Annotated in this window: 14 protein-coding genes; 5 read left to right on the top strand and 9 right to left on the bottom strand. The window is 65.9% G+C overall.

Annotated features, from left to right (window positions below):
• Positions 1-58: 58 nt before the first annotated feature.
• The 4 genes from O0882_RS08385 to O0882_RS08370 all read right to left on the bottom strand — a co-directional run bounded on the left by O0882_RS08385 (position 59) and on the right by O0882_RS08370 (position 6700).
• Positions 59-1558 carry an endonuclease/exonuclease/phosphatase family protein gene (locus O0882_RS08385; protein ID WP_289946977.1) on the bottom strand — a complete coding sequence of 500 codons (1500 nt, stop codon included), beginning with the start codon at positions 1556-1558 and terminating at the stop codon, positions 59-61.
• Complete coding sequence (locus O0882_RS08380) at positions 1555-5223, bottom strand: hypothetical protein (RefSeq protein WP_289946976.1); 3669 nt, start codon at positions 5221-5223, stop codon at positions 1555-1557. Before O0882_RS08380 ends, O0882_RS08385 begins: the two co-directional genes overlap by 4 nt.
• Before the next feature lie 180 nt (positions 5224-5403).
• Positions 5404-5781, bottom strand: coding sequence for a hypothetical protein (locus tag O0882_RS08375; protein ID WP_289946975.1), 378 nt, complete (start codon positions 5779-5781; stop codon positions 5404-5406).
• A 460-nt stretch (positions 5782-6241) separates the two neighbouring features.
• Positions 6242-6700 (bottom strand): hypothetical protein, encoded by a 459-nt coding sequence (locus tag O0882_RS08370; protein WP_289946974.1) that lies wholly within the window; start codon positions 6698-6700, stop codon positions 6242-6244.
• Between the two features lie 168 nt (positions 6701-6868).
• On the opposite strand from O0882_RS08370, the gene O0882_RS08365 reads away from it, so the two are divergent.
• Positions 6869-8059 (top strand): low temperature requirement protein A, encoded by a 1191-nt coding sequence (locus O0882_RS08365; RefSeq protein ID WP_289946973.1) that lies wholly within the window; start codon positions 6869-6871, stop codon positions 8057-8059.
• 13 nt (positions 8060-8072) lie between these two features.
• Here O0882_RS08365 and O0882_RS08360 read toward each other — a convergent pair whose 3' ends face one another.
• Positions 8073-8603: a GNAT family N-acetyltransferase gene (locus O0882_RS08360; RefSeq protein WP_289946972.1), complete on the bottom strand. Its 531-nt coding sequence runs from the start codon at positions 8601-8603 to the stop codon at positions 8073-8075.
• An 80-nt stretch (positions 8604-8683) separates the two neighbouring features.
• Here O0882_RS08360 and O0882_RS08355 point away from each other — a divergent pair, with 80 nt between their 5' ends.
• On the top strand, positions 8684-9250 hold the full coding sequence (locus tag O0882_RS08355; RefSeq protein ID WP_289946971.1) for an XRE family transcriptional regulator: 567 nt from the start codon (positions 8684-8686) through the stop codon (positions 9248-9250).
• 2 nt (positions 9251-9252) lie between these two features.
• Here the strand turns inward: O0882_RS08355 and O0882_RS08350 are convergent, their stop codons facing one another.
• Positions 9253-10149, bottom strand: a complete 897-nt coding sequence (locus O0882_RS08350) for a LysR family transcriptional regulator (RefSeq protein WP_289946970.1) — start codon at positions 10147-10149, stop codon at positions 9253-9255.
• A 63-nt stretch (positions 10150-10212) separates the two neighbouring features.
• Here O0882_RS08350 and O0882_RS08345 point away from each other — a divergent pair, with 63 nt between their 5' ends.
• From O0882_RS08345 to O0882_RS08335, 3 genes are all read left to right on the top strand, one after another.
• A complete protein-coding gene (locus O0882_RS08345; protein WP_289946969.1) occupies positions 10213-11709 on the top strand; it encodes an MFS transporter in 1497 nt (498 codons plus the stop codon).
• 92 nt (positions 11710-11801) lie between these two features.
• Positions 11802-13355, top strand: a complete 1554-nt coding sequence (locus O0882_RS08340) for an EAL domain-containing protein (RefSeq protein WP_289946968.1) — start codon at positions 11802-11804, stop codon at positions 13353-13355.
• Complete coding sequence (locus tag O0882_RS08335) at positions 13352-13705, top strand: hypothetical protein (RefSeq protein WP_289946967.1); 354 nt, start codon at positions 13352-13354, stop codon at positions 13703-13705. Before O0882_RS08340 ends, O0882_RS08335 begins: the two co-directional genes overlap by 4 nt.
• 6 nt (positions 13706-13711) lie before the next feature.
• Here the strand turns inward: O0882_RS08335 and O0882_RS08330 are convergent, their stop codons facing one another.
• From O0882_RS08330 to O0882_RS08320, 3 genes are all read right to left on the bottom strand, one after another.
• Positions 13712-15076, bottom strand: a complete 1365-nt coding sequence (locus tag O0882_RS08330; RefSeq protein ID WP_289946966.1) for a serine hydrolase — start codon at positions 15074-15076, stop codon at positions 13712-13714.
• 124 nt (positions 15077-15200) lie between these two features.
• A complete protein-coding gene (locus O0882_RS08325; RefSeq protein WP_289946965.1) occupies positions 15201-16574 on the bottom strand; it encodes a serine hydrolase in 1374 nt (457 codons plus the stop codon).
• Between the two features lie 11 nt (positions 16575-16585).
• Entirely contained in the window at positions 16586-17560 is a 975-nt protein-coding gene (locus O0882_RS08320; protein ID WP_289946964.1) for a DUF535 family protein, read from the bottom strand.
• Positions 17561-17627 lie beyond the last annotated feature (67 nt).

Here is a 17627-nt window from a genome sequence, read left to right as displayed (position 1 = left end):
CTCCTTGAATCAGTCATGATGTCCGGGGCGGACGCTTGCACCGGCCCTGGCGCTCTGTCTACAGCACGGCAAACAGCGCCAGGTGGTCGCTGGTGCTGCGCAGATAGCCGTAATTGGCCCAGCCGTTCAGCGTGCGCGCCTGGCCTACGGCATACACGGCCGCTGGCGATTGCGGCCAGGCCATGCCGGCAGGCAAGTTCGTAAATTGCGCGGGCAGCGGGCGCGTGCCGATGGGCACGTCCGGGGGCATGGCGCCCGCCGCCGTGAACGGCGTGCCCGACACGGGATTCATCACCGTGAACTGGTAGTTATTCGCCAGCACCAGCGGGTTGACGAGCATATTGTCGATCGAGAAAAAGTTGCTCACCATATCGCTGCCGATATAGTTATAGCCCGGATACGGCGCCGCCAGCAGCGCGCCGCCGGCCGTATTGTCGGACCACAGGAAGCGCGATTGCTGCGTCAACTGCTGCTTGGTGCGTTTGGGGCGGATATGCGTGGCCAGGTAGCCCTGGTACGCGTCGAGCGTCAGGTTCGGTGCCACCGGCATGGCAGGCGGCGGGTTTAGCAGCGGCACGTAGTTGATCGTGCGCAACTGGTCGTAGGCCGTGGTTCGTCCGCCCGCCCCGGGCGGCTGAGCGTAGATGGCGTTCAGGTTGAAGTCGCCGCAGATCAGCTTGATTTCGTGGTGCGGCGCGCCGGCAGGCGCCGCCGCCACGTCGAGCACGCCGCGCAGCAGGATATTGATGAAATTGGTGGCGCCGCCGTGGTTGGGCGGCGCATGCACGGCAAACAGGGTCAGGTTGCGCGTGATGACGTTGGCCTGGTTGGTTTCCACGAAACTGACCATAAAGGGCTGGCGCAAACCGTTGAAATTGACCAGACCGCCAACGACCGGTGGCACGGCTGGCGCTGGCGCGGGCGCGAAGGCGATGCGCGCCGCCGCCATGCCCTCGGCCAGGCCGCCGTTGTACTGCGCGCCGGCCGGAATGGTGCGCGCCGGCTGGCCTTGCGGGTTGAGCAAATCCTGGATATTGGGCGCGCCGGCGCCCCCGGCCGGGTAGGCGGCGGGCACGGCGCCGGCCGCCACAGCCGACACGCCGCCGCCCGTCCACACGTTCGGCCCCGTGAAATAGCGCCGCACTTCCGTGGGCGTGCCAGCCGTGCCCGATATGCCGCGGTACAGCACGGCGACCGATTCCGTGCGCCCGCCCGTGCCCACTTTCAGCGGCGGCACCATGCGCCAGGCATCGCGGTTGGGGTCGGTGGGGTCGCTGCGCAGCTGTTGCAGCAGGAAGATCGCGCCCTGCAAGCCGCCCGTGTCGGGCGCCAGGTCGCCGGCGCCGGTCGCGCTGGCCGACACCTCGATCAGAACGAAAATATCGGGCTGCGTGGCGCGCAGGATGGTCAGGATATGGTTGCGGCGCTGCAGCGCGGCCACGGCCGGCAGGTTGCCGCCGCAGCGGCCGCCTTCGCCATAGCGGGGCCGCTTGCGGCTGGGATTGTTGACCTTGTTGATGCCGAAGTTCTCGATATTCCAGTACACGACGTTGGTCATGCCGCGCTCCCCAATGAAATGGCAGGCAATGGCAACGCGGCCAGTGCCGGCTCCTGCCGGGCGGCCGCATCGGCGATGTACGCGGCATACCAGCCCAGGCTGCCCGTATTCTTCGGGTCGCCAAACAGGAAGAACTGGATGTTCGCGTCGGGCGGCAGCTTGGCAATGCCGAGGAACTTGATGGCGATATTGTCGAGCCGCAGGCAATAATAGTAGGAGTCGCCGTCGGGCACTTTTTGCCGCATCAGCCCGATATTGTCGATGGCCAGCTTGAAGATGCCTTGCAGGCTGATCAGCCTGGCGCCCGGCGCCGCGCCGGGCAGCGACAGACCGACGAAGACGGCTTGCTCGTCGTCGCCGGCGGTGCTGGCGGGCGACCAGGCCAGCAGCAGGGTCGAATGGAAGCCGGCGGCCGAGACGAGCGCGCCCGGCCCGCCCATGGTGACGTCGTACACGACGCCGTGCCAGGGCCCGTCGAGCGTGCCCAGGTTCAGCGCCGTGCTGACGGGCAGGAAGCCGAAATCGGCCGGCTTTTGCCCGTCGGCGGCGGCGATAAAGCCCGCCAGTTCCAGGCCGAAGCCCTTGAACAGGCTGTCCGGCCTGGCCTGGCTGGCGTCGAGGTCGTAGGCCAGGTTGGCCGTCACCTCGTCGAAGCGCACGGCCGACGGCGTCGTCTGCGGATAGCGCATGTCGATCACCAGGTTGGAGAAGGCCAGGCCTTCGCCATCCGGCGGCAGGTCCGGCGCCAGCGCGCCGAACGACAGCAGGTCCAGCACGGCGCCCGTGCGGTCGTCCAGGCTGGCGAAGTCCAGCGTGCCCCACACGGAAAAACGGTTCAGGACGGTCGCGCCCGCGTCGATGGTACCCAGGCAGTTGAACTGGATGCGCTGGAAAGCCACGTGGCGCAACAGGTTGCTGTCGAGGCTGAATATCGACGGCGTGGCTTGCTCGAAGATGTAGATGCCGGTGCCGTTCTGGTCGATATAGCTGCCGTCGAGTACCACACCGTTGTTCGGCATCGCATTGCCGCCGAAGGTGGTGGCCGTCACGCGCGAGCCGAGCAGGCCGTTGACGGCCAGCTGCACGTAGCTCTTGAAGGTCTTGATGACGGCATTGTCGAACAGCACCTGCAATTGCAGCACGCGGAACGCATAGTTGTCGGTGTCGGGCAGGGCGATGGGGGTATCGGGCGGCAAGCCGTTGCGCTGGCCGGCGGCGAAGGCCGGGTCCTGGTAGTCGACCAGGCCGAAGGTGCTGGAATTGCCGTCGAGGGTGATGCTGCCGTCGCCATGCACCGTCACGCGGCTGGCCGTGAAGCCGAAATGGTGGGCGACGAAGCGCGTCAGGTCGAGGCCGGCCGCGATGCCCTGCAGGCCAGCAGGCAGACTGGACGGATCCAGGTCCGCCTGCAGCACCAGCACGCCCGTCCAGGCGGGATCGCTGACCAGTTCCAGGAAATGCCGGTACGGCGATTCGGGCTTGTCCGCCGCCAGCACCTCGGCCGCTTCGATGACATCCTGCAACCACTGCGACAGCCCCGTGTAGGCGATGCCCTGGACGCTGGGGCCGGCGTCGGCGGCCAGCGAAAAATCGGGCGCGCCCGACCAGGCGTTCGGATTGGCGACGCGTTCCCTGACACTGCCGCTGCAATACTTGAGCAGCATCACGTTGCGGTAGGACGTGGGCGTCACGGCCAGGCCCACCTGCGCTTGCATGGTCCAGCCCGCGATGCCCACGGTATTGTCGAAGCGCGCGCCGCCGTCCGACAGGTGGGCCGCGTTGACGGCCACCAGGAACAGCTGGTTGGTCTGCAAGGCATCCTGCAAGGTAGCGTCCGGGAAGCGGAAGCCGAACGGCAAGACCTGGCCGCCGTCGCCCAGGGTCTGGCCCAGGGTCACCGACAGGAAGGCGTCCTGGTCCTGCTCCTGGCTGGACACGGTGGCGACAGCACCCTGCGGCGTGGTGCGGTAGTGCGGCGCTTCCGCCACCGCCTCGCCGGCGGCCAGCCCGCGCACGCGGTGGCTGGCCGCCGCGCGCGCCTGCCAGGTGGCGCCGGCGCCGCTGGAAATGACGGCCTTGCGCGTGGCGGCCACGATGCTGCTTTCAAAGCTCGACAGCAGGGAGGCGCTGATCTCCAGCGGGCCACCACTGACGGCGCCGCCATACGGCAGCAGGGGAAAGGCGTGCGCGGCGCCCTGCGGCACGGGCAGCGCGGGCGGGGTCGAGGCGAGCACGGTATCGGCGGCCACAGCGCGCAGCAAGGCGGCCGCCCGGGCGGCAGGCGGCAGGCCGTACATGGGACTGCCCGCCGGCTCCGCATGGTATTGCGGCATGGCCGCGCCGCCCTTGAGCACGCTGGCCCAGGAACTGAGGTAATCGGCCGTCAGCGGCGTGGCCACGTTACCAGAATCGGGCAAGTCCAGCGTCGCGGCCTGGAACGGGAAGACGGACGCGTAGGCGGGCGAGGCGGGCACGAACAGCAGGCTGTCATTCTCCGGAGCGGCGCCATCATAGGTGGTCATGCTCAGCTGTTCCGAGCCGAAGATGCCGCATAACAAGTTTGTCTGCATCCCGGCAGCCTGGCCGCTGGCGCTCAGGCCGAAGCGCCCGGCCGGCGTCAGCAGGGCCTTGCTGGTAGCGGGCAGAGAGGGTGAGCGCGCGGCGCAGCCAAAGGCCAGGGCGCCCGACTGCAGGCCAACCACGGGCGGCTGCCCGCTGGTGGCGCCCAGCGGCAGCAAGGCCGTCGTATGGCCCAGCGCCGTGCGGTAAGCGGACGGCAAGGCGGGCTGGCCGGCCGGCAGCAAGCCGCAGCGCAATACGCCTTCCAGCCTGGCCTTGGCGGACAGCTTCTGATTGTAGGGATCGAGCGGGTCGACCGTGCCGACCCAGGCCAGGTTGGCCGACAGCGCGGCGGGCGCGCTCAGCGCCGGGTAGAACAGCTGCTGCAGCTGGCCGCTGGCCGTGTCGCGCGCACTCAGGGGGAAGCCGATGGCCAAGCCGCCGGGGCCGAAGGTGACGGCAGGGTTGACGGTGGCCGTAAACGTCAGGCAGCCCGCATTCGGGCCCGCCAGCGGCACGAAAGTGCGGATCGTGTTGCCGCTGCCCGTGACGCGTATGCCGATATCGCTGGCGTTGCGCTGGAAGGCCAGCGCCGGCGGCGTAGCCAGCGGCGCGGCCAGCCGCAGACTGCCGCTGGCGGCGTCGATGGACAGGCCGACGCCGGACAGCACGTTGAACAGCAGGTCCTGTCCCAGCCGGAAATTCACATTGCTGCTGGTGGCAAAGCCCTTGGTCAGCTGGTTATAGCTGTAGCTGCAGCCGTAGTTGTTGAAGGAATCGGCCGGCGCTGCATCGGCGTCGCGCAGCCACAGCAGCGCGTTCAGGTTCAGTCCCGGCGCCGTCGACTGCCGGTCGATATACGCGGCGAGGGCGGCGATGAAGGGGCCGGGCGCCGCGTCCAGCGCCGCCGGACGGGCGCTGGCAAACACGTAGCCGCCCATGCGCTGCGGCGACAGGCTGTCGGCATAGCTGATGCTGTCCGGCGGCGTGGCCGGCGGCGCGACGGGCGGCAGCAGGTAGCCGGCCCAGGCATGGTCCGCCTGCGGCGGCGATTCATACAGGCTGACCTTGCTGGCGGGATCGGTGGCGACGAATCTGAAACCCATGACTACCTCCACTCAAGACGCGACTCGGGCTGCGATGCGGCGGCATGGCGGCCGCGCGGCATCGCAATCGTTTACAACGGGTGGGCCCGGAAGGGCGTCGGATGGCCAGGCGGCTTGCCTGGATGCGGTGGCGGGCGGCCATCCAGGGCGCCCGCCCGCAGGCGGGCGCGGAACCGCCGCTTACTGCGAGTTGGAGGTAAAGGTAGCCAGCACGAAGCCCGTGTAGGCATACACGGTGCCGCCGTCGACGATGTCGCCGGAGAGCAGCACGTTATACAGCCCCGTGCTCTGCGGCGAGTAGGTGACCGTCAGGCCGGCTTTCCACGTGACGACGCCATTGCCCGTGTCGCTTGCCAGCTTGGCCGTGGTGAAACCCGTGGTGACGCTGGGATTCCAGTACGTGGTGCGGCCCTGGAACTGGAAGGCGATGCCGGTCTGGTTGTTGCTGTCGCCGCTGGCGATGGACAGCGCGATGCTGTTCGGCGTGGTGTTGGTGGTGACGCTTTGGCCGGAGGCCAGCGTATGGTTGGTGACTTCGACGCGAGGTAAGTTAGACATGACATTCTCCATGAGGTGATATCGGCCTGGACTTGCGGTGGGCGCCCCGTGGCCGACAGGTCCGGGGCAGTTGGGTAAGTCGGTGGAAACGGTATTGCAACGGCTTTGCGACCATGCCATAAAAATATGGCGGGACAATACGCAATTTCAAATAAAGACAAGACATTTGATATTAATCAATCCGAAATTGATTAATATGTTTTTTTATTTGCTTATTCGAAAAATAGTTTCCGGCGATTCGAAATATAACCATGCCGACTCTTGCACATCACGAGTAGCGATTCTATGCCTATTTTTTTGCGCGATTCTCTCGAATTGTCGCAAAGGCAGTAATGGTGCGCCATCCGGACGCGGCGCGGGAAAATACCGCCGTCCATTTTCCGCGGCGGCAGGCAATCCTGACAGGGAATGCAATTGAATATAAACGGTTTATTGACTTAAATAGATGGCATGCGCGGCTTTATTGCGCGGCCGGTGCGGGCCGGACCGGACAGCGCTCAAAAACGGCTATCACCTTGCCAGTCAGCGTGTATTGCGTGCCGTCATCGAGTATGGGGCCATCGATGAGGATTTGATATTGCTGCGGACCGAGGGCCTGGAAACGCAGGGTCAGTCCTTTCTGGAACGTCACGATGGTATCGCCGCGGTCGGCGCCCAGCTGCAGCAGGATATTCGCTGTCGACAATAAAACCGTCCAGTACGCGGTGCCGTTGGCGCGCAGCGCCACCAGGGTGTTGTCATTGATATCGTTGCTGGCCGTGGCGATGGCGTCGCTGTTGACCGTCAGCGCCATGGTTTGCGGCGCCCGGCACGCGGGGGCCGGTTCGGCCAGCTGGCGCGCCAGCGCCGGGGCGTCGCCACCGAGCGATAGCAGCAGCACGGCAGCCAGCCAGGGGCCGCGCCAATTCAGCTGATACATGGTAGAGGTGGTGTCCCGCGCATGCGGCCCATCGTAGCGAAATTCCGCCGGAAGAGCAAACGCATGCCGACCGCAGCGCGCCGCCATGGCCGCCATCCCCATCTGCTATCATCGTGCCGTTTTGGCCGGCGCCGCGGGCGCCGGTCCGATATTTATGCAAGGAAAAAAATGAATAATCGCATTTCCCTGCTGCGTCAGCGCGGCGGGCAGGACAGCGGCAAGGTGGGCATGATCGAGCTGTTCTTCGACCTGGTGTTCGTGTTTGCGGTCACGCAACTGTCGCATGGCTTGCTGGCGCATTTGACCGCCATGGGCTGGCTGCAAACGGGCTTGCTGCTGATGGCCGTCTGGTGGGTGTGGATCTTCACGTCGTGGATCACCAACTGGCTCGATCCCGAGCGCATTCCCGTGCGCATCAGCCTGTTTGCGCTGATGTTGGGCGGGCTGATCATGTCGGCCTCGATCCCCGAAGCGTTCGGCACGCGCGGCCTGGGTTTTGCGCTCGCCTACGTGGCCATGCAGGTGGGCCGGCCCCTGTTCGCCTGGTGGGCCGTGCGCCATGAAGAACTCGCGCGCCGCCGCAATTTCCAGCGCATCACGCTGTGGGCCGTGCTGTCCGGCATTTTCTGGATCGCCGGCGGCGTGGCGTCGCCTGAGCAACGCATCTTCTGGTGGGGCGCGGCCCTGCTGATCGATTTGGCGGGACCATGGATGCAGTTCGGCCTGCCCGGCCTGGGCCGTTCTTCGACGGCCGACTGGGATGTCGATGGCGGTCACATGGCTGAGCGCTGCGGCCTGTTCGTCATCATCGCCCTCGGCGAATCCTTGCTGGTGACGGGCGCCACCTTCGCGGGGCTGGAGTGGACGCCCGGCAACTGGCTGGGTTTCTTGTCGGCCCTGGCCGGCAGCATCGCCATGTGGTGGATCTACTTCGACACGGGCGCCGAAGCGGGCCACCACCGCATCGCCCATTCGAAAGACCCGGGCCGCATCGCGCGCAATGCTTACACGTATATCCACGTGCTGATCGTGGGCGGGGTGATCGTTTCCGCCGTGGCCGATGAACTGGCCCTCGTGCATCCGGATGAAGCGAGCTTCGCCGGCATCAGCGCCTTGCTGGGCGGCCCGATCCTGTATTTGCTGGGCAATGCGCTATTCAAATGGGTCAGCAACGACCGCGCCACGCCGCCGCTGTCGCATTTGCTGGGCATCCTGATCATCCTGGCGCTGATCCCGATGGCCTACGGCCGCCTGTATTCACCTTTGATCCTGGCTTGCATCACCAGCTGCGTGTTGGTATTGGTGGCCGTGTGGGAACATATGGCGCTGCGCCGTCCGCCACCGGAGATCGATCCTTGATATTTGTTTGACCTCAACCGGGCGGCGCAATGCCGTCCGGATCGCTGCGCGTATCGAGCTGCAGCTGCAGGAACGCCAGGTCCAGCCAGGCGCCGAACTTGGTGCCCACCTGGCGCATCAAACCCACTTCCGCGAAGCCCAGCTGCTTGTGCAGGGCGATCGAGCCGGCATTGCCCGCTTCGATGCCCGCCACCATCACGTGCTTGCCCAGGCCGCGCGCCCGCGTAATCAATTCCCCCATCAAGGCCTTGCCGATGCCCGCACCGCGACGATCGGCGCGCACATACACGGAATGCTCGACCGTATGCCGAAAACCCTCGAACGGGCGCCAGTCGCCAAACGAGGCGTAGCCAGCGACAGTTCCTTCCGCATCGATGGCGACCAGCACGGGATAGCCGGCCCGCTGGCGGTCGGCCAGCCAGGCGGCGCGGTTGGCCGCATCGACCGTCCGTTCATTCCAGATGGCCAGGGTGTTGCTGACGGCATCGTTGTAGATGGCCGTGATGGCCTCGATATCGCCCGCGTGGGCATCGCGTATGTGCATGTTGATCTCCTTGCTAGTCGTCTACTATAATGGACAAATCATAGATTGCCGCCCAGGCTTTTGTCCAATAAATCCTGATTATGTCCACTAAACCAGACGAATTGAGCCAGCGCATCGGTGCCCGGGTGCGCCTTGAGCGGGAAAACCTGGGCTGGTCGCTGACGCAGCTGGCGGCCCGCTCGGGCGTGTCGCGCGCGATGGTGCACAAAGTGGAGCGGGGCGATTGCAGCCCCACGGCCACCTTGCTGGCGCGGCTGTCGGGCGCCTTCGGCCTGAGCATGTCCGAACTGATCGCCCGCGCGGAAATGCGCGCAGGGCGCTTGCTGCGCCAGGCTGACCAGCCCGTGTGGATTGATCCGCAGAGCGGCTATGTGCGGCGGCATGTGTCGCCCGCGTCCGACATGCCGCTCGACCTCGTGCATATTACCCTGCCGCCGGGCGCCGTGGTGGCCATGCCGGCCGCCGCCTATGTGGCGCGGCGCCAGCTGATCTGGTCACTCAGCGGCAGCCTGGTGTTCATCGAAGGCGATACGCGCCACGTGCTGGATGAGGGCGACTGCCTGGAGCTGGGGCCGCCGGCCGACTGCGTGTTCAGCAATGAAACGGCCGCCGCTTGCACCTATGCCGTGGCGGTATTGAAGAACTGAGGCTAAGCCAGCGCTACAGCGCGCAACTGGGCGATGAACGCGCGCGCGGCGGGCGCCTGTTCGTGGCGGCGGAAGGCCACGGCAATTTCCGAGCTGATCTGCGGCGCGGCCAGCTCGCGGAATACCACGCCGGGCAATTGCACGCTGGCCATCACGGAATGGGGCACGATGGCGCAACCCACGCCCAGCGACACTTCCGTCAGCACGGCCACCAGGCTGCCGGGGCGCGACACCACCTGCGCCGCAAAGCCGCCGCGCCGGCTCACTTCCAATGTCCCCAATTCTTGTTCCGGCACGATGAAGGCCTGCTGCGCCAGCGCGGCCGGTTCCGCCACATCGAGGCATGCCAGCGGGCTGTCCGCCTGCACGGCCAGCACGAAGCGGTCGCGCAGCAACACCACGCTGTCCAGTCCGTCCGGCAAGTGCAGGGGCGGGCGCACGAAGGCCAGGTCGACGCGGCCCTGGTCCAGCAAGCCGGGCAGGGTATCCATCGCCTGTTCGCGCGCACCGATATGGATGCCGGGGTGGCTGGCGCGAAAGCGGGAAAACTGGTCCTGCAGCACGCCTGAGTATGCGGCCGAGGCCACGTAGCCGATTTCCAGCCGTCCCAGTTCGCCCCGCCCCGCCCGGCGCGCCACGTCCTGCGCCTGCGCCAGTTGCCCCAGCGCGCGCGTGGCCTCGATGACGAACAATTCTCCGGCCGCCGTCAGGGACACGGCGCGCTTGCTGCGCTGGAACAGGCGCGTACCGAGCAAGCTTTCCGTTTCCTGCACCTGCTTGGTCAGCGCGGGCGGCGAAATGCCCAGTTCCGCTGCCGCCCTTGCAAAGTGCAGGCTGTGCGCCACGGCCAGCACGCAGCGGAAATGCCGCAATTCCATCTCTTTTTCTGTATTCACCATGAGTGAATTATAAGGCGCTTGTCTTATAATAGGAAATAATACAAGCCTGCTTAAAATACAGGCATGAAAAATACCAACTGGACCTTATATACGTGCTCGGGCGTGTGCGCGCTGATCATGCTCGACACCAACGTCGTGGCCGTCTCGCTGCCGTCGATCGCCCGCTCGCTCAACGCCAGCTTCGTTGACGTGGAATGGGTGGTCAGCGCCTACATGCTGGCGTTCGCCTCGTTCCTGTTGCCGGCCGGCAGCATCGCCGACCGCCTGGGACGGCGCAAGGTCATGCTGTATGGCCTCGCTGTCTTCGCGCTGGCGTCCCTGCTGTGCGGCCTGGCGTGGACGCCGTTCGTGCTCAACGTGGCGCGCGCCATCAAGGGACTCGGTGCCGCACTGCTGCTGACGTCCGCGCTGGCCGTCATCGGCCACACGTTTCACGCGGAAAAGGAGAGGGCGCGCGCCTGGTCTGTGTGGGGCGCGGCCATGGGCGTGGCCATGACGGTGGCACCGCTGCTGGGTGGCCTGATCACGAGCGCCATCAACTGGCGCTGGATTTTCTACCTGAACCTGCCCATCGTCGCCATCTTGATGTGGCTGGTAAGCAAGCACGTGGACGAGTCGAAGGATGCCTCCAACGCCAGCTTCGACCCGGCGGGCGCGCTGCTGTTTTCCACCGGCCTGTTCTGCATCATCTGGGGTTTGATCGACGCCAGCGTGGCGGGCTGGTCCAGTCACGCCACCATGCTGCGCTTTCTGGCCGGCGCGGCGCTGCTGGTAGTGTTCGTGCTGGTGGAACGGCGCCAGCGCGCACCGATGGTCGATTTGTCGCTGTTTGGCCGGCGCGTGTTCGTCGGCGCCGTGCTGGGCATGTTCGGCTACGCCATCGCCGCCCAGGTGATGATGACCTTCTTGCCCCTGTATTTGCAGAACGCCTTCGGCTTTTCCGCCGTGCTGGCCGGTTGCGCCATGCTGCCGTTTGCCGTCGCCATGGTGCTGCTGTCGCGGCTGGCGCCGCGCGCCATGCGGATTCTGGATGATCGCGGCATCCTCGTGACGGGCTTGCTGATCGTCGCCGTGGGCAACGTGGCCACGGCGCTGGCCGCTTCCAGTTTGCAATACGGCTGGGTGGCGGCCGGCATGGTCGTCACGGGCGCGGGCGCGGGATTGCTGAACGGCACGACGCAAAAGGCCATCCTCGCCTGCATTCCCCGCGAGCGCACGGGCATGGGCTCCGGCATCAGCACCACCACGCGCTTTGTCGGCATCGTGCTGGCCGTGGGCGCGCTGGGCGCCGTGCTGGCCATGTGCACGGCGGACTCGTTCGACAAGCTGGCGTGGCTGCACGGTTTGAAGGCCTCGCCCGAAATGATCGGGCGCATCGTCGCCGGCAATGCGGCCGAAGCCTTTGGCCAGCTGCCGCCCGCCATGCAGGCTGTGGCGCAGGAAGCGGCGCGCCACGCCTTCATCGACGGCTTTGCCAGCGTGCTGTACCTGGCTGGCGGGCTGGCGGCCGTGGTGGCGGCGCTGGTGTTCGTGCTGGCCAGGCCGCTGGAAAAAGTGTAACTGTTCAGCAAGATCCACGTGCGCTGCCTGCACATGTAATATGATGCCATCGAGCAATACATGGCAATCATATAACTACCGCAGGTAATCCCATGCGCAGAAAACGCATTATCGTTACGAGCGTGCTGGTGGCAGTCATCGGCGTGGCCGCTCCCCTGAGCCTGGCCTTCTACCTGTCGTCCGTGCGCGCCGAGCAGGGCGAGCAGGAACGCCTGCGCCTGCTGGCCGGCTACGCGCTCGAGCGCGCCCACCGGTCGATCGCCTCGGCAAGCATGGCCCTGCGCAGCGCCGATGCGCTGGACCTGGTGCCGTGTTCGGAAGCGCATATCCAGCAACTGCGCCGCATCACCATCACCACGCGCAGCATCGACGATATCGGCTATGTCGAGAACGGCATGCTCAAATGCAGCTCCACGGGCATGGAGGACAAGCGCATCGCCGTCACGCCCGCCGATTTCACCCTGGCCAACGGCATGGGCCTCGATTTCAACCTGCGCCCCGTCGTCAGCGGCGGCAAGCGCATGGTGGGCTTATCCTACCGAGCGTATAAAGTGCTGATCGATCCCGTGCGCTTCTCCGACGTCATCGTCGACAGCGATATCCAGATGGCCGTGGCCATCGGCCGGGGCGGCGTGCTCGACACCTTGCACCATCCGGATCCGGCGCTGGTGCAAGCCCTGCTCGCCGGCAAGCCAACGGCGGACGGCAGCATCCATGCGCTGCTGTACCGCGACGGCTTGACGGCCGTGATGATCGAGCCGCGCAGCAAGCTGAACGATAGGCTGCGGCGCGAACAGCTGCTGCTCTTGCCGCTGGGCCTGCTGATGGCCGCCTTCATCGTCGGCATCGTCATCTGGTTGTCGCGCCGGCGTTTGTCCCTGATGGGCGAACTGAAGATCGCCATCGAACGGCGCGAATTCTTTGTCCATTATCAACCCATCATCGCGCTCGACACGGGCGTGTGCGTGGGCGCCGAGGCGCTGATACGCTGGCGCCGTCCCGACGGCAGCATGATACGGCCCGACCTGTTCATTCCCGTCGCCGAGGACAGCGACCTCATCTTGCCCATCACCGATCAGGTGATCGCTTGCGTCATCGCCGACATGGGCGCCGCGCTGCTGGCCGACCGCGAACTGCACATCGCCATCAACCTGTGCGCCAGCGACATTGAAACGGGCCGGGTGCTCGACGTGCTCGAACGCGCCCTGGACGGCACGGGTATCGAGGCGCAGCAGATCTGGCTGGAAGCGACGGAACGGGGCTTCATCAACGTGGAAGCGGCGCGCGCCACCATCGACAAGGCCAGGGCGCGCGGCCATGCCGTGGCCATCGACGACTTCGGCACGGGATACTCCAGCCTGTCGAGCCTGCAAAACCTGCCGCTCGACGCCCTCAAAATCGATAAATCCTTCGTCGACACCATCGGCACGGACGCCGCCACCAGCAGCGTCACGCCGCACATCATCGCCATGGCGCGCACCCTGAACATGCTGATCGTGGCCGAAGGCATCGAAACGCAGCAGCAAGCCGACTATTTGCGCGAACGCAAAGTCGAGTTTGGCCAGGGCTGGCTGTTTGCCAAAGCGCTGCCGGCTGCCGAGTTCCTCACCTTTTATCGGGCGCGCCGCGCGCCATCGTCGACATGAAACAGCCACGCTTCCCTTATCCCCTGCAGCCGCTGCGCGTGCCCGGCGGCTGGCACCTCACCGTCAACACCCTGTTCGAGGTGGAGCCGGGGCCGGACACCATGCAATGGTTCAGCAGCGCATTGCTGCTGTGGGGCAGCTGCCGGGATACCGGTTACTGCTTCAATTCGCACTTCGAGCCGGAGGATGATCCCGCCGGCGAATTCGTGCTGGAGATGGCCAAGGTGGAATATGACCGCCACGGCAAGATCGTCCCGGGCAGCGACGCTTTCCTGGGCGAGTTTCGCACGCGCAGCAAGGCGGCGTTTGTCGAGCGGGTCGAGCAATTCATGCAAGACCCGGCAGCCTGAGGGCTACTACTTGCGCGGCAGGACCACGTCCTGTCCGCCTTGTTTGAGCACGGCGCCGGCGATCTTGCCTGCCGCATCGCGCGTAAAAGCCAGTTCCGCGTCGATGGCGCGGAAAAAGAAGTGGTCTTTCGCGCTGGCAAACAGGGGCGCCGAGCCGACACCGGTGCCGGCCGCTTCCAGGCCATGCTTGCCCAAGGTCACCGTCAAGGTGAAATCGGTGCCCATTGGATACTCGCCCACATACTCGTTCAAGGCGGCGCGCGGCAGTTCGATGGCCGTTTGCGGCTTTTTCAGCGGCGGCAGGGGCGTGCCGGGCAGCAGGGTTGACAAGCCCAGGGCGTCGACGTCGCGCGCCGTGTTCGTCAATACCACCACGCCCCGCTTGCCGTCCGTCGTGAACGCCGCATAGCTGCTGTAGCCACCCGTCTGGCCGCTGTGCCAGGCGTAACCGTGTCCCTGTCGCTGTTCCAGCAGCCAGGCCAGGCCGATCTTCGTGTCGCCGTCGGGCGCCAGCGGCCGCTGCGGTTTTATTGCCAGCGCATACGGGCGCAGCGGCTTGAACATGTACGCTTGCAGGTAGGCGACCATGTCGCGCGCGCTCGAATACACGCCGCCGGCCGGCGCCACCACGTTCAAATCCCAGGCGGGTGTCGGTTCGCCCGACAGCAAATGGCCGGGCGCCAGGCGCGCCAGCATGCCGTGGCTGGGCGTGTTCGAAGTCGAGCGCATGCCCAGCGGCACGGCGATGCGCTTTTGCAGCAGCGCTTCATAGCTGGTACCGGCCTGCGCCGCCAGCGCCGTGCCCAGCACGGCATAGCCGATGTTCGAATAGTCGAAGGCGCTGCCGGGCGCGCGAGGCAGCTGGTAGGCGGCGAGAAACTGCCGCTGCTTCGCTTCCGAGTAGTCGGCATACGGGTTGGCCGGGTCTTTCGGCGCGAAGTTGTCGGGCAGGCGCGGCAGCGAAGAATAGTGCGTGGCCAGGTCGAGCAGGCTGATCGTCTTGCCGTCGAAGGCGGGCAGCGTATAGCCCGGCAATAAAGTGGCTACCGGCTCATCGAGTGTGACCTTGTTCTCGGCGACGGCGTCGGCCAGCAGCAAGGCCGTCATGGTCTTGGTGATGGAGCCGATCTGGTAGACGGTATCGGTGCCCGGTTTGATGTGCTTGCCTGCATGTACGCTGCCAAAGCCGTAGACGGCGCTGTGCTTGCCGTCGATGACGGCAATGACGATGCTCGCGTGCATGCCGGTGCGCGTCAGTTCCTCGGCGCGCTGGCGCACGGCGTCGTCGAGGACGGGCGCGGCCAAGGCAGGGGCGGCCAGTGCAGCGGTGCCGATGAGGCAAAGGGGGAGGAGGGCGAAAGTGGGTGTCATGGGAACCTTGTCCAGGGTGGGCCGAATGCACGCCGGCGCCTGGATAAGGTCGCTGGCATGCCCTGGGAAGGATACGGCGCCAACATGAAGGCCGCCTGAGTTTTATGGCACGCTTGTCAGTATGCTAAGGTTTGCGCTTGCCCGGCATCGCCTGGCCGTTCTGGTGCAGGACGACGCCCGTGATGGCGCCCTGGGCGTCGCGCTGGAATACCAGTTGCGCTTCGACCACCTTGTAAAAGAAGGTGTCTTTCGCGCTGGCGTACACGGGCGCTTCGCCCTGGCCCGTGGCGCCCACCAGCAAGCCATCGGGACCCTGGCGCACGCTGAGGACAAACGTGGGCGCCAGCGCATACTGGCCCGCATATTGGGCCAGTTCGGCGGGGGCGATGGCAATTTCCTTCGGTGCCGGGGCATTTGGCGGCGGCAGGCTGCCGGGCAACAGCACGCTCACGCCCAGCCCATCGACGTCGCGTGCCGTGCTGCTCAGCACCACCACGCCCCGCTTGCCGTCCAGGGTGTAGCCGACAAAGCTGGCATAGCCGCCCGTCTGCCCGTTATGCCAGGCAAAAGGCTGCCCCTTGACCTGGTCGAGCATCCACGCCAGGCCGATCTTTTTCACGCCATCGCCTTCGCCTTCGCCGGCCAGTACCCGGCGCGGCTGCACGGCCAGTTGCTGCGCGGGACTGGTCGCCCGCATGTACGATTGCATGTAGGCAATCATATCGCGCGCGCTGGAACGCACGGCGCCGGCCCCTGCGATGGCCTGGAAGTCCCAGTTCTCGGCCGGCTTGCCGTCGGCCAGGTGGCCCGGCGCCAGGCGCGCGCGCAGGGCGGGCGTCGTCACTGCCGAGCTGCTGGCCATGCCCAGCGGACGGAAAATGCGCGCTTGCAGCAGGTCCTCGTAGGACATGTTGGCTTGCGTGGCCAATGCCGTGCCCAGCAAGCCATACGCCAGGTTCGAGTATTCATACGCGGCGCCCGGCGCGCGCGCCAGCGCATGGCCGGCCAAAAAAGTGCGCAACTGGCCTTCGGCATAGTCGGCGTAGGGATTGCGCATGTCCACCGGCGCCAGGTTGGCGGGCAGGCGGGGCAAGCCGGAAAAGTGCGTGGCCAGCTGGCCTACCGTAATTTTCTGGCTCGCCAGCGCGGGGATGGCGTAGGCGGGCAGCAGTTCGGCCACTGGCTGATCCAGCTGCGCCTTGCCTGCCACGATGGCGTCGGCCAGCAGCAAGCCCGTCATGGTTTTCGTCACGGAGCCGATTTCATACACGGTATCCGCATCGGGCACGCCTTTGTCGGCGGGCCGCGCGCGGCCGAAGCCGTACACGGCGCTGTCCTTGCCGTCGATCACGGCGATGACCAGGCTCGCATGCTTGCCGTCACGCACCATTGTTTCTGCCCGTTCACGCACGGCGGCATCGAGGGCGGGGGCGGCCAGGGCGGCGGCGCCGGACAGGGACAGCATGGGTAGCAGCAGGGTGCGCAAGCGTGGGAGCATCGTCGATTCCGTCAGGTATGTGATTGATGGGAATACAGCATAACAGTTTCATTGGCAAGATGGCCGTTTTGGCAAGATGGCGCGGTGATCATGGCCGCCAGCTGCGCGCGCATGTCGGCAGCCATGCTGAGCAGCAATTCACCGCGCCGGCGCGCATCGGCGCGTTTCTTCGACGGCACCTCGGCCAGGTCCGGAACCCTGTAGGGGGCGCAGGGCAGGTGATAATTGCCGTCACGCATGCGCAAGGCGTGCAATTCCTGCCACGCCAGGTCGTAATCGGCGGCGATATGGCGCCGGCGGCGCGCATTCAGGGCGATGCGGTTGTCGTTACTGATCAAGAACAGATTGGTACAGGCAAAAAAATCGCCAAAGTCGCGCAAGGCTGTCACCATCAGGTTTTTCGGACGGCAGCCGTGCAGCGCCCGCGTGGCGTCCTTGACGGCCAGCTTGCCCGCCTCCGAGCGCAAGCCTTGCAGCGCGCCCAGCTGCAAGGAGACGCCATCGGCGCGCGGCAGGAACAAAAAACTGGCCAGGTACAGGGGCTGGCCGTCGCGCGTCAGGCGCAGGCACAGTTCGCCTTCGCGGTAGCTGTCGTGGATGGCCGTCAGCTGCAAACGGTACAGCGCCCCATCCTTGCCTTCGAACGTGGCCAGCACCACGGCCCCGCGCGCGGCCCGTTCGACCAGCGATCGCGCACCCGCTTGCCACAGGAAGCGGTAATGTCCTTCCAGCAAGGCCAGGCGATCCGCGCAACCGAGCTGGCGCGAGGCGTACGGGCGGTAAATCTTGAAGCGCAGGCAGGGATGCAGCTGCGCCAGCGAACTCAAGCCGGGCATGCTGCCCAGGAAAGCGTGCCAGCGCGTGCGCTGGCGGGGAAAGAACAGGGCGCCCAGCGCCGCTTTCAGGCGGTGGCCGCTGGCGGGCGATTGGGGCACTGCGGGTGGCACGGCGGCGCCGTGGCGCAAGCTTAAAGCGATGTCATTCATGGTTCTGCCGGAAAAGGGCAGGCGCTGCACAATGAGAGCCTTGCCAAGCTGAATGCTACGCGGGCAA

The organism is Janthinobacterium sp. SUN073, assembly GCF_030397665.1.
In the GTDB taxonomy this organism is placed as follows: domain Bacteria; phylum Pseudomonadota; class Gammaproteobacteria; order Burkholderiales; family Burkholderiaceae_D; genus Janthinobacterium.
The sequence above is the reverse complement of the archived record's forward strand: the minus strand, read 5'-3'. Positions and strand labels throughout refer to the sequence as shown.